This window comes from Pseudomonas sp. GW821-FHT01D09 (assembly GCF_059422465.1).
Map to the genome: position 1 here is coordinate 96,515 of NZ_JBWKWY010000019.1, position 12,653 is coordinate 109,167.

The window sequence follows — 12,653 nt, forward strand, 5'->3', positions numbered from 1 at the left end:
TGCGTGCTCCTTAGAAGCCTAAACTGGACAGCAAATCGTCTACGTCATCTTGACCTGACATAACGTCTTCACGTTTATCGGCATGAATCTGCGGACCTTCACCCTTGGCGAGGTGTTTTTGTGGATCTTTTTCCGAGAGGATCGCTTCGCGGTCGTGTTCGATACCGGCAAAACGGTCGACCTGACCGGCCATCAGCACCAGTTTGAGCAGGTTGCTTTCCACTTCGGTGACCAGCAGGGTCACGCGCTTGATCACCTGGCCAGTGAGGTCCTGGTAATCCTGGGCCAGCAGAATGTCATTGAGGTTGCTGGAAACCGTGCGGTTTTCCTGCTCGCTGCGGGCCAAAAAGCCTTCAACCCGACGCGCCAGCTCGCGAAACTCTTCAGCACCCACTTCGCGCCGCATGAAACGGCCCCAGTCAGCGCTCAAGGCCTTGGCCTCGTTGGCCATGCCGTTCACCAGGGGCGTGGCGTTTTCCACCAGGTCCATGGTGCGATTGGCTGCCGCCTCAGTCAGCCTGACCACATAGGACAGGCGTTCGGTGGCATCGGTGATCTGCGAGATTTCCTCGGCCTGGGGCATGTGCGGGTCGATCTGGAAGTTGACAATCGCACTGTGCAACTCACGGGTGAGCTTGCCCACTTCCTGGTACAGGCCGCGATCGCGGGTCTGGTTGAGCTCATGGATCAACTGCACCGCGTCGCCGAACTGGCCTTTTTCAAGGCACTCGACCAACTGGTGAGCGTGTTTTTTCAGAGTCGACTCAAAGTCTCCCTGTGATGTTTCTTTATGCTCCATAGCTCCCCCGTGACGACATCAGCCGTGGATGCGTTCAAAGATCTTTTCGATCTTCTCTTTCAAGGCCAATGCAGTGAATGGCTTGACCACGTAACCGTTGACCCCAGCCTGGGCGGCTTCAATGATCTGTTCACGCTTGGCTTCGGCGGTCACCATCAACACCGGAAGGTTGCGCAGTTTTTCATCGGCGCGCACATGGCGCAGCAGATCGATACCGGTCATGCCAGGCATGTTCCAGTCGGTTACCAGAAAGTCGATGCTCCCGCTGTTGAGGATCGGAATCGCCGTAATGCCGTCATCCGCCTCGACCGTGTTAGTGAACCCAAGGTCACGCAACAGGTTTTTTATGATCCGCCGCATCGTTGAGAAGTCATCAACGATGAGGATTTTCATGTTCTTGTCCAATTCGACCTCCAAGCAGTCTTAAACGCGTCCAGCACCTGGGCGCGCCATATCATTCAACAGGCATTACACAAAAAGGACTGCTGGGGCACACCACGAGCCGTTTCCGCCCGGCTTGCGCCCTGACGGTTATCACCCACATTGTCCCCACACTGCCTGTCAGCGCGCTCGCCACTCTCCCAAACGCCCCCGCAAGCGGGCCGCGCATTGGCTATGAAGCTGGCTGACCCGCGATTCGCTGACCCCCAGGACCTCACCGATTTCCTTGAGGTTCAGCTCCTCATCGTAGTACAGCGCCAACACCAGCCGCTCACGCTCCGGCAAATTGGCAATCGCGTCCGCCAGGGCGCCCTGGAAGCGTTCATCTTCCAGGTCGCGGGAAGGCTCCTGGTAAGCGCTCGCGCCGTCCTCATGCAGCCCTTCATGCTCGCCGTCCTGTAGCAGGTCGTCGAAACTGAACAGGCGGCTGCCCAAGGTATCGTTCAAAATCCCGTAATAATCATCGAGACTCAATTGGAGTTCGGCCGCAACTTCGTGATCTTTAGCGTCGCGACCGGTTTTTGCTTCAATTGAGCGAATTGCGTCACTCACCATCCGGGTATTGCGGTGGACCGAACGCGGCGCCCAATCACCTTTACGCACTTCATCGAGCATCGCGCCACGGATACGGATACCCGCATACGTCTCGAAACTCGCACCCTTGCTCGCGTCGTACTTGGTCGACACTTCAAGCAGGCCGATCATGCCGGCCTGGATCAGGTCTTCGACCTGGACACTGGCGGGCAGGCGTGCCAGCAGGTGGTAGGCAATGCGCTTGACCAGGGGCGCATAGCGCTCGATCAATTCGCCCTGGCTGTCACGCGCCGATTTCTTGTAAAGGTTATAGCCGCTGGCTGTCATAGCACCGGTCCTGCACTCGTCTGATGCACCAATCGCTCGACGAAAAACTCCAGATGCCCCCGGGGATTGGCGGGCAGTGGCCAGGTATCGACCTTCTGAGCAATTGCCTTGAACGCCAACGCGCATTTCGAACGAGGGAACGCTTCATAGACTGCACGCTGCTTTTGCACAGCCTTGCGCACACACTCGTCATAGGGAACTGCACCGACGTATTGTAAGGCCACATCGAGGAAGCGATCTGTGACCTTGGTCAACTTGGCGAACAGGTTGCGCCCTTCCTGTGGGCTCTGGGCCATGTTGGCCAGCACGCGGAAGCGGTTCATGCCGTAGTCGCGGTTGAGCAGTTTGATTAGAGCATAGGCGTCGGTGATCGAGGTGGGTTCGTCGCAGACCACCAGCAACACTTCTTGCGCCGCGCGCACGAAGCTGACCACCGACTCGCCAATCCCGGCGGCGGTGTCGATCACCAGCACGTCGAGGTTGTCGCCGATATCGCTGAAGGCCTGGATCAGGCCGGCATGCTGCGCCGGGCTCAGGTGCACCATGCTCTGGGTGCCGGAGGCGGCCGGGACGATACGAATCCCCCCCGGCCCCTGCAACAGCACATCGCGCAGCTCACAGCGGCCCTCAATGACATCGGCCAGGGTATGTTTGGGCGTCAGTCCCAGCAGAACGTCAACGTTCGCCAGGCCCAGGTCGGCATCCAGCAGCATGACGCGGCGGCCAAGCTCTGCCAGAGCCAGGGACAAATTCACTGACACGTTAGTTTTCCCGACGCCACCTTTGCCGCCGGTCACCGCGATCACCTGTACGGGATGCATGCTGCCCATGTTCTTTCTTTACCTTGTCTTGCTTAGCCGCAGGCTACATAGGGTGGCCGCGGTAGCAGACCCTCGATGTAGGTACATTGCACTGTGTTGCATGTTGCCTTCAGCCGACCCGCTTGGCTGGGTTGTGATAGAGGTCGGCGAACATATCCGCCATCGCCTCTTCACTGGGTTCATCCTGCATTTGCACACTGACCGCACGGCTGACCAACTGATGACGGCGCGGCAGATGCAAGTCATCCGGGATCCGCGGCCCGTCGGTCAGGTAGGCGACCGGTAGTTCATGGCTGATAGCCAGGCTCAACACTTCGCCCAGGCTTGCCGTTTCATCCAGCTTAGTCAGGATGCAGCCGGCCAGCCCACAACGTTTGTAGCTATGGTACGCAGCCGTCAGCACCTGTTTTTGGCTGGTGGTTGCAAGTACCAGGTAATTCTTCGACCTGATCCCGCGCCCGGCCAGGCTTTCCAGTTGCATGCGCAGTGCCGGGTCGCTGGCTTGCAGGCCGGCGGTATCGATCAGCACCACGCGCTTGCGCAGCAGCGGGTCGAGGGCGTTGGCCAGGGACTGGCCCGGGTCGACATGGGTCACCGGCACATTGAGGATCCGGCCCAGGGTCTTGAGCTGCTCCTGGGCACCGATGCGGTAGCTGTCCATGCTCACCAGGGCAATGTTGTGGGCGCCGTACTTGAGCACATAACGGGCAGCCAGCTTGGCCAGGGTGGTGGTCTTGCCCATGCCGGCAGGGCCGACCATGGCAATCACGCCACCTTCTTCAAGGGGCTCGATTTCCGGGGTCTGGATCATCCGTGCCAGGTGGGCCAGCAGCATGCGCCAGGCCTGGCGGGGTTCTTCGATGCCGGTGGTCAGTTCCAGCAGGTCGCGCGACAACGGGCCGGACAGGCCGATGCGTTGCAGGCGACGCCAGAGGTTGGCCTGTTGCGGCTTGCTGCCCTGCAACTGGTTCCAGGCCAGCGAGCCCAACTGCACTTCCAGTAGTTCACGCAGGCCATTGAGTTCAAAACGCATCGAGTCGAACACGCGCTGGTCGACCGCAGCAGCCGGTGCTGGCGCGGCGGGACGTGGCGGCTCGACGAAGGTCGGTTCTACCAGTGGCTCGGCCGCGGTCAGCGGCAGGCCGGCAAACAATTGGCGGTTGGTGCTCGCATCGCTGTCGCCGCGCATGCTCAGCTCGGCCTGGGCCGAGACAATACGCGAGGCGGTCTTGCGCAACTCGTCTTCGAGTTCCATGTTCGGCACGCGCGGCGCCAAGGCCTGGGGTTTGTAATCCAGGGCAGCCGTCAGCTCGACACCGCCGGCAATGCGACGGTTACCGATAATCGCTGCGTCGGCGCCCAGCTCATCACGAACCAGCTTCATGGCCTGACGCATATCGGCGGCGAAAAAACGCTTTACTTGCATAACCCACTACCTCAGCCGTTGGGCCCTACTGTCGCGACGATAGTCACTTGCTTATTGTCAGGAATTTCCTGGTAAGCCAAAACGTGCAAATTCGGTACTGCCAGGCGTCCAAAGCGCGACAACATCGCGCGGACCGGGCCTGCCACCAGCAGAATCACCGGTTGGCCCTGCATTTCCTGGCGCTGTGCGGCGTCGATCAACGAACGCTGCAACTTTTCAGCCATGCTTGGCTCCAGCAGGACGCCCTCTTCCTGGCCCTGCCCGGCCTTCTGGATACTATTGAGCAATATTTGTTCCAACCTGGGTTCCAAGGTGATCACAGGCAGCTCGGAGTCAAGCCCTACAATGCTTTGGACGATGGCACGCGACAAACCGACGCGCACCGCCGCCACCAGCGCGGCAGTATCTTGACTCTTGGCGGCATTGTTGGCGATAGCCTCGGCAATGCTGCGAATGTCCCGTACCGGCACCTGTTCGGCCAGCAGCGCCTGCAGCACCTTGAGCAGCTGCGACAGCGACAACACCCCCGGCACCAGCTCTTCAGCCAGTTTAGGCGAGGCTTTGGCCAGCAATTGCATAAGTTGCTGGACTTCTTCGTGGCCAATCAGCTCGTGGGAATGCTTGTACAGAATCTGGTTGAGGTGCGTGGCGACCACGGTGCTGGCGTCAACCACGGTGTAGCCCAGGGACTGCGCCTGACTGCGCTGGCTGACTTCGATCCACACCGCGTCCAGGCCAAAAGCCGGATCTTTGGCGGTTATGCCGCTGAGGGTGCCGAATACCTGGCCGGGGTTGATCGCCAGTTCGCGGTCGGGGTAGATCTCGGCTTCGGCCAGGGTCACGCCCATCAGCGTCAGGCGGTAGGCGCTGGGGGCCAGGTCGAGGTTGTCGCGGATGTGGACGGTGGGCATCAAAAAACCCAGGTCCTGGGACAGTTTCTTGCGCACGCCCTTGATCCGCGCCAGCAACTGGCCGCCCTGGTTGCGATCCACCAGGGGGATCAGGCGGTAGCCGACTTCCAGGCCGATCATGTCGATGGGGGTCACGTCATCCCAGCCCAACTCCTTGGTTTCCTGGGCGCGGGCCGGCGACGGCAGCAAGTCCTGCTGGCGTTCCACCTCTTTCAAGGCCTGGACCTTGACCGCATTCTGCTTCTTCCAGAACAGGTACGCACCGCCGGCGGCCAGGGCGGCCATGGTCAGGAAGGAGAAGTGCGGCATGCCCGGCACAATGCCCATGATCGCCATGATGCCGGCGGCCACGGCCAGGGCCTTGGGCGAGGAAAACATCTGGCGGTTGATCTGCTTGCCCATGTCTTCGGAGCCGGACGCACGGGTCACCATGATCGCCGCCGCTGTCGATAACAACAGTGATGGCAATTGCGCCACCAAACCGTCACCGATGGTCAGCAAGGCGTACACCTTGCCGGCATCGCCAAAGGTCATGCCGTGCTGGAAAATACCCACCGCCATGCCGCCGATCAGGTTGATAAACAGGATCAGCAGGCCGGCGATGGCGTCGCCGCGCACAAATTTGCTGGCACCGTCCATGGAGCCGTAGAACTCGGCCTCCTGGGCCACTTCAGAGCGGCGGGCCTTGGCCTGGTTCTGGTCGATCAGGCCGGCGTTGAGGTCGGCGTCGATCGCCATTTGCTTGCCGGGCATGGCGTCGAGGGTAAAGCGTGCGCTCACCTCGGAAATCCGCCCGGCGCCCTTGGTCACCACCACGAAGTTGATGATCATCAGGATCGCAAACACCACGATACCGACCACGTAGTTACCGCCGATCACCACCTCGCCGAAAGCCTGGATCACCTTGCCGGCGGCGGCGTGACCGTCCTGGCCGTGCAGCATCACCACCCGCGTGGAGGCCACGTTCAGGGCCAGGCGCAGCAGCGTGGCAACCAGCAAAATGGTGGGGAAGACCGCAAAATCCAAAGGCCGCAGCGCGTACACACACACCAGCAGCACGACGATGGACAGGGCAATGTTGAAGGTGAAGAACACGTCCAGCAGGAACGGCGGCATCGGCAACATCATCATTGCCAGCATGACCAACAGCAACAACGGCACACCCAGGTTACCTCGCGAGAGGTCCGTCAGGGTGCCACGGGCTGTGTTGAGCATATTAGAGCGATCCACCGGTATTCCTCGTCACCTTGAAGCAAACTTTTGACGCCAAGAGGCGTCCTGAAGGCGGTATTGCAAGAAGCCTTCCAACTTTTGCTTCAGGGACGAGATCGTTCCCACGCGCTGCGTGGGAATGCCGCCAGGGGACGCTCCGCGTCCAGACCGTGCAGGGTGACGCAGAGCGTCACGGGATGCGTTCCCACGCGGGAGCGTGGGAACGATCATCGACCGTGCAGGGTGACGCAGAGCGTCACGGGATGCATTCCCACGCGGGAGCGTGGGAACGATCATCAGAGTAGCTGCACGTTTCCCGCCTGCTTGCCTTTTGCGCCGTCGATAACGTCATAGCTCACCCTTTGCCCCTCTTGCAGAGACCGGAATCCCCCGACCTGAATGGCTGAGTGATGAACGAACAGATCCTCTCCCCCATCGTCTTGTGTAATAAACCCATAGCCCTTTGCTTCGTTAAACCACTTCACCGTGCCCGTGGCCATTGTCTTTCTCCCGAAACTGCGCCTGTTTGCGGCCTATCAAACCGCGATGCACAGGTGCCGGATACTGTCAAAGTTGACAGGTCGGAAGAGAGTTGGACGAACGGTATGCGCCAGTACAGGCACCAACAGACTCAGGAATCGCGGCGCAGATCCGGCGGAATCGGCAAGTCCTTGAGCGGATCCGGGCGCTTGCCCTTGCCGGCACGGTATTGGCGGATCTGGTAGACATAGGCCAACACCTGCGCCACCGCCAGATACAGGCCGGCCGGGATCTCGTGATCGAGGTCCGTGGAGTAGAAGATCGAACGCGCCAGCGCCGGCGACTCCAGCAGCAGGATATCGTTGGCCTGGGCGATTTCGCGGATTTTCAAGGCGGTAAAGTCACTGCCCTTGGCCAGCAACAGCGGCGCGCCGCCCTTCTCGGCGTCGTACTTGAGCGCCACGGCGTAGTGGGTCGGGTTGGTGATGACCACATCGGCGTCGGGCACCGAAGCCATCATCTTGCGCTGGGACATCTCCCGCTGCAGCTGGCGGATGCGCTGCTTCACTTCCGGCTTGCCTTCCTGGTCCTTATGCTCGTCGCGCACTTCCTGCTTGGTCATCAGCAGTTTCTTGTGGCTTTCCCACAGCTGGATCGGCGCATCCACGGCGGCAATCAGGATCAGGCCACAGGCCATCCACAACGAGCTCCAGCCCACCAACTGCACGCTGTGGATGATCGCCAGTTCCAATGGCTCGTGGGCGATGCGCAGCAAATCGTCGATATCTGACTGCAACACCACCAGCGCCACGAACAGGATGATAAAAAACTTCGCCAGGGCCTTGAGCAGTTCCACCAAGGCCTTGGCGGAGAACATGCGCTTGATCCCGGCGCCAGGGTTCATCCGACTGAATTTGGGCGCCAGGCTGCCGGCTGCAAACAGCCAGCCCCCCAAGGAAATCGGCCCGATAATCGCCGCCAGGAGCAAGGTGATCAGCACCGGTTGCGCGGCCAGGATCGCGATCTTCCCCGAGTGCAGCAGGTAGATGCCCATGGCGCGCGGGTCCAGCAGCACCTCCCGAGGCAGGGAGAAGTTGTGCTTCATGATCTCCATCAAGTCCTGGGCCAGGCCGCCGCCGTAGATCAGCAGGCCACCGGCACCGGCGAGCATCACCGCCAGGGTGTTGAGTTCTTTGGAGCGGGCAATCTCGCCCTTTTCCCGGGAGTCCTTTTTACGTTTCTCCGTGGGGTCTTCTGTTTTGTCCTGACCACTCTCGCTCTCGGCCATGGCTCAGCGCGCCCGTGCCAGATCACGTAAGAACTGCAAGGCGTCACTGGCCAGCGGTTGATACTGATTGAGAATGTCGGCCAGGCCGATCCAGAAAATCCCCAGGCCCAATACCAGGGTCAGCGGGAAACCAATGGCGAAGATGTTCAACTGCGGTGCCGCCCGGGTCATCACGCCAAAGGCAATGTTGACCACCAGCAGCGCGGTGATCGCCGGCAACACCAGCAACAACGCCGCACCCAGCACCCAACTGAGGCGGCCGACCACTTCCCAGAAGTGATTGACGATCAAGCCCTCGCCCACCGGCAAGGTGGTGAAGCTCTCGGTAAGGATTTCAAAGGCCACCAGATGCCCGTTCATCGCCAAAAACAGCAGGGTCACCAGCATGGTCAGGAACTGCCCGATCACCGCCACCGACACGCCGTTGGTGGGATCGACCATGGACGCGAAGCCCATACCCATCTGGATCGAGACGATTTGCCCGGCAATCACGAAGGCCTGGAAGAACAGGGTCAGGGAGAAGCCCATCAAGGCGCCGATCAGGATCTGTTCGGCGATCAGCAACAGCGCACTGAGGTCCAGGGCGTTGACCGGCGGCATCGCCGGCAGCGTCGGCACGATGACCACGGTGATCGCTACCGTGAAAAACAGGCGTACGCGCTTGGGAACCAGGGTTGTGCCGATCACCGGCATGGTCATCAGCAAGGCGCCCACGCGAAACAGCGGCAGGATGAACGCAGCCACCCAGGTGCTGATCTGGGTGTCGGTCAATGCCAGCAAGGACTGCATCAGGTCAGCCGATCAACTGCGGAATACTGCCGTACAACTGCAGGATGTATTCCATGAAGGTCTGCACCAGCCAGGGGCCGGCCACGATCAGCGTGACCAGCATCACCAGCAAACGCGGGAGGAAGCTCAAGGTTTGTTCGTTGATCTGCGTGGCGGCCTGGAACATCGCCACCAGCAGGCCTACCAACAGGCTGGGCACCACCAGCACGGCGACCATCAGGGTGGTCAGCCACAGCGCTTCACGAAACAGGTCGACGGCGACTTCCGGGGTCATGGCGCTATACCCCTCCGAAACTGCCGGCCAGGGTGCCGATTATCAGCGCCCAACCATCCACCAATACAAACAGCATGATCTTGAACGGCAACGAGATAATCAGCGGCGACAGCATCATCATACCCATGGCCATCAGCACACTGGCCACCACCAGGTCGATGATCAGGAACGGGATAAAGATCATAAAGCCGATCTGGAACGCGGTTTTAAGCTCCGAAGTGACGAACGCCGGCACCAGGATGGTCAACGGCGCCTGGTCCGGGCTGGCGATATCGGTGCGTTTGGACAGGCGCACAAACAGCTCCAGGTCACTGGAACGGGTCTGGGACAGCATAAAGTCCTTGATCGGGCCCTGGGCCTTGTCCACCGCGTCCTGGGCCGTGAGCTTCTCGGCCAGGTAGGGTTGCAGGGCTTGCTGGTTCACCTTGTCGAACACCGGCGCCATGATAAACAGCGTCAGAAACAGCGCCATGCCGGTAAGGATCTGGTTCGACGGGGTCTGCTGCAGGCCCAGGGCCTGGCGCAGGATCGAGAACACGATAATGATCCGGGTGAAGCTGGTCATGAGCATGACGAACGCCGGGATAAAGCTCAGCGCCGTCATGATCAGCAGGATCTGCAGGCTGACCGAATACTCCTGGGCCCCGGCCGCGTTGGTGCCCAGGGTGATCGCCGGGATCGACAACGGGTCGGCGCCGAACGCCAGGGGTGCTGCCAGCAACAGCATGAGCGCCAGTAGAACGCGCATTACTTCTTATCCTTCTGGTCCTTGCCCATCAGCTCCATCAGGCGCTGGGCGAACTCCGGTGTGGCGGCTTCGGTCTGGGCCACGCTCACCGGATGCTTGAGCACGTGCAACGGGGTAATCCGGCCAGGGGTGAGGCCGAGCAGGATCTGCTCTTCGCCCACCTGCACCAGCACCAGGCGATCACGCGGGCCCAGGGCTCGCGAGCCGACCAGCTCAATGACCTGGGCATTGCCCGGGCCGATCCGCTGTACCCGGCGCAACAGCCAGGCGAGGACGAAGATCAGCCCCACCACCAGCAACAGGCCCAGCACCAGCTGGGTCAGTTGCCCCGTCACGCTGGCGCCGGCGACCGGCACGGCGACCTGGGCCACCGGCTCAGCCGCCCAGGCCCCCAGCGGCAACGCCCATAACAGTCCCCACCACTGGCGACTCATCTCAGCGCAGCTTCTTGATACGTTCGCTGGGGCTGATCACGTCAGTCAGGCGGATGCCGAACTTCTCGTTGACCACCACCACTTCGCCATGGGCGATCAGCGTGCCGTTAACCAATACATCCAGCGGCTCGCCAGCCAGGCGATCGAGCTCGATCACCGAGCCCTGGTTGAGTTGCAGCAAGTTGCGGATATTGATTTCGGTGCTGCCCACTTCCATGGAGATCGATACCGGAATATCGAGGATCACATCCAGGTTGGGGCCATCCAGCGAGACCGGCTCATGGTTTTTCGGCACGCTGCCGAACTCTTCCATGGGCAGGCGCTTGCCCACCGGCGCAGTGGCCGCATCGGCCGCCAGCAAGGCATCGATATCGTCCTGGCTGGCATCGCCGGTTTCTTCCAGGGCAGCCGCCCATTCGTCAGCCAGGGCCTGGTCTTCGGCGGAAGCGTTTTCGTGTTCGGTAGCCATTACATGTCCTCGGCGCAGCAAACAATCATGAATTAAGATCGGGTTGAATCAGCGACGGTTGATCGGTTCAACCACTTGCAATGCCAGGTTGCCCTTGTGGGAACCGAGCTTGACCTTGAACGACGGCACGCCGTTGGCGCGCATGATCAGTTCCTCTGGCAGTTCGACGGGAATCACATCCCCCGGCTGCATGTGCAAAATATCCCGCAGGCGCAATTGGCGGCGCGCCACGGTGGCGCTCAGCGGCACGTCAACGTCCAGCAGGTCTTCGCGCAGGGCCTTGACCCAGCGCTCGTCCTGGTCATCCAGGTCAGACTGGAAGCCCGCATCGAGCATCTCGCGCACCGGCTCGATCATCGAGTACGGCATGGTCACGTGCAGGTCGCCGCCACCGCCATCGAGTTCGATATGGAAGGTGGACACCACAATGGCTTCGCTGGGCCCGACAATGTTGGCCATGGCCGGGTTCACTTCCGAGTTGATGTACTCGAAGTTGACTTCCATGATCGCCTGCCAGGCTTCCTTCAAGTCGATAAAGGCCTGTTCCAGCACCATGCGCACCACCCGCAGCTCGGTGGGGGTGAATTCGCGGCCTTCGATCTTGGCGTGACGGCCGTCGCCGCCGAAGAAGTTATCCACCAGCTTGAACACCAGCTTGGCGTCAAGGATGAACAGCGCGGTGCCGCGCAGGGGCTTGATCTTCACCAGGTTGAGGCTGGTGGGCACGTACAGCGAATGCACGTACTCGCCAAACTTCATCACCTGCACGCCGCCCACCGCCACGTCTGCCGAGCGGCGCAGCATGTTGAACATGCTGATACGGGTGTAGCGGGCGAAACGTTCGTTGATCATTTCCAGGGTCGGCATGCGTCCACGGACGATGCGATCCTGGCTGGTCAGGTCATAACTTTTGACGCTGCCAGGCTCGGCAGACATTTCGGTCTGTACCAGACCATCGTCGACGCCATGCAACAGGGCATCGATTTCATCCTGGGACAGCAGGTCTTGCACGGCCATGTCGTGATCCTACTGCAATACGAAATTAGTGAAGAGCGCCTGCTCGACCACGACTTTGCCGAGCTCTTTCTGGGCCACTTCCTGCACGCTGGCAGTGACCTTCTGGCGCAGCATTTCCTGGCCCACGGGGGTGGCCAAGCTGTCGAAACTCTGCCCGGAGAACAGCATCACCAGGTTGTTGCGGATCACCGGCATATGCACCTTGAGCGCGTCCAGGTCCGCCTGGTTGCGTGCCAGCAGGGTAATACTCACCTGCAGGTAGCGTTGCCGGCCGTTCTGGTTGTAATTGGCGACAAAGGCCGGGAGCATCTGCTCGAAGATCGCCGGTTGCTTGGCGTTGGTGGCAACCTCGGCCACCGGTGCAGGCTTGCTCTGGGCACTGTGCATGAAAAACCAGGTCGCGCCCACCGACACGCCGATGGCCAATAACAAGGCCACGACAATCAGCAGGATCATCTTGAGCTTGCCCTTGCCTGCTGCAGGAGCGGGTGCTGCGTCGTCACTCTTCGCCATGCCAATAATCCGTCACTATTCGAGGTTTCATAGATCCACGGGAAGGCAAGAGCAAGTGTTATGCCAGAGTTGTCACGGATTTCAGTCCCCCCAAAAACAACTGTGGGAGCGGGCTTGCCCGCGATAGCGGTGGATCAGTCAGGAATCTATCCACTGACACACCGCTATCG

The 12,653-nt window shown here is 60.6% G+C and carries 15 protein-coding genes; all 15 read right to left on the bottom strand.

Annotation, left to right across the window (positions count from 1 at the left end; all coding sequences use genetic code 11):
* Positions 1–10: 10 nt before the first annotated feature.
* A complete protein-coding gene (locus tag AC07W7_RS17665; RefSeq protein ID WP_099169935.1) occupies positions 11–799 on the bottom strand; it encodes a protein phosphatase CheZ in 789 nt (262 codons plus the stop codon).
* Positions 800–817: 18 nt separating this feature from the next.
* Positions 818–1,192: a chemotaxis response regulator CheY gene (locus AC07W7_RS17670; protein ID WP_162473193.1), complete on the bottom strand. Its 375-nt coding sequence runs from the start codon at positions 1,190–1,192 to the stop codon at positions 818–820.
* Between the two features lie 168 nt (positions 1,193–1,360).
* Positions 1,361–2,101 (bottom strand): RNA polymerase sigma factor FliA, encoded by a 741-nt coding sequence (gene fliA / locus AC07W7_RS17675; protein ID WP_099169936.1) that lies wholly within the window; start codon positions 2,099–2,101, stop codon positions 1,361–1,363.
* Entirely contained in the window at positions 2,098–2,931 is an 834-nt protein-coding gene (gene fleN / locus AC07W7_RS17680; protein ID WP_003192912.1) for a flagellar synthesis regulator FleN, read from the bottom strand. The genes fliA and fleN overlap by 4 nt, the downstream gene beginning before the upstream one ends.
* Positions 2,932–3,031: 100 nt before the next feature.
* Complete coding sequence (gene flhF, locus AC07W7_RS17685; RefSeq protein ID WP_197883942.1) at positions 3,032–4,348, bottom strand: flagellar biosynthesis GTPase FlhF; 1,317 nt, start codon at positions 4,346–4,348, stop codon at positions 3,032–3,034.
* 11 nt (positions 4,349–4,359) lie between these two features.
* Positions 4,360–6,474: a flagellar biosynthesis protein FlhA gene (flhA, locus tag AC07W7_RS17690; protein ID WP_495039783.1), complete on the bottom strand. Its 2,115-nt coding sequence runs from the start codon at positions 6,472–6,474 to the stop codon at positions 4,360–4,362.
* 293 nt (positions 6,475–6,767) lie between these two features.
* Positions 6,768–6,971, bottom strand: a complete 204-nt coding sequence (locus tag AC07W7_RS17695; protein WP_495039784.1) for a cold-shock protein — start codon at positions 6,969–6,971, stop codon at positions 6,768–6,770.
* A gap of 131 nt (positions 6,972–7,102) precedes the next feature.
* Positions 7,103–8,239, bottom strand: coding sequence for a flagellar biosynthesis protein FlhB (flhB, locus tag AC07W7_RS17700; RefSeq protein WP_197884000.1), 1,137 nt, complete (start codon positions 8,237–8,239; stop codon positions 7,103–7,105).
* 3 nt (positions 8,240–8,242) lie between these two features.
* Positions 8,243–9,028: a flagellar biosynthetic protein FliR gene (gene fliR / locus AC07W7_RS17705; RefSeq protein WP_038446990.1), complete on the bottom strand. Its 786-nt coding sequence runs from the start codon at positions 9,026–9,028 to the stop codon at positions 8,243–8,245.
* Positions 9,029–9,032: 4 nt separating this feature from the next.
* On the bottom strand, positions 9,033–9,302 hold the full coding sequence (fliQ, locus tag AC07W7_RS17710; protein WP_003192936.1) for a flagellar biosynthesis protein FliQ: 270 nt from the start codon (positions 9,300–9,302) through the stop codon (positions 9,033–9,035).
* Between the two features lie 4 nt (positions 9,303–9,306).
* On the bottom strand, positions 9,307–10,050 hold the full coding sequence (gene fliP, locus AC07W7_RS17715; protein WP_032859054.1) for a flagellar type III secretion system pore protein FliP: 744 nt from the start codon (positions 10,048–10,050) through the stop codon (positions 9,307–9,309).
* On the bottom strand, positions 10,050–10,484 hold the full coding sequence (fliO, locus tag AC07W7_RS17720; protein WP_197884002.1) for a flagellar biosynthetic protein FliO: 435 nt from the start codon (positions 10,482–10,484) through the stop codon (positions 10,050–10,052). The genes fliP and fliO overlap by 1 nt, the downstream gene beginning before the upstream one ends.
* Position 10,485: 1 nt before the next feature.
* Positions 10,486–10,953, bottom strand: coding sequence for a flagellar motor switch protein FliN (gene fliN, locus AC07W7_RS17725; protein ID WP_099170491.1), 468 nt, complete (start codon positions 10,951–10,953; stop codon positions 10,486–10,488).
* Positions 10,954–11,001: 48 nt separating this feature from the next.
* The gene (fliM, locus tag AC07W7_RS17730; protein WP_099170492.1) at positions 11,002–11,970 is read right to left on the bottom strand and encodes a flagellar motor switch protein FliM; all 969 of its coding nucleotides are present in this window, start codon (positions 11,968–11,970) and stop codon (positions 11,002–11,004) included.
* Between the two features lie 9 nt (positions 11,971–11,979).
* Entirely contained in the window at positions 11,980–12,483 is a 504-nt protein-coding gene (fliL, locus tag AC07W7_RS17735) for a flagellar basal body-associated protein FliL (protein WP_099170493.1), read from the bottom strand.
* Positions 12,484–12,653 lie beyond the last annotated feature (170 nt).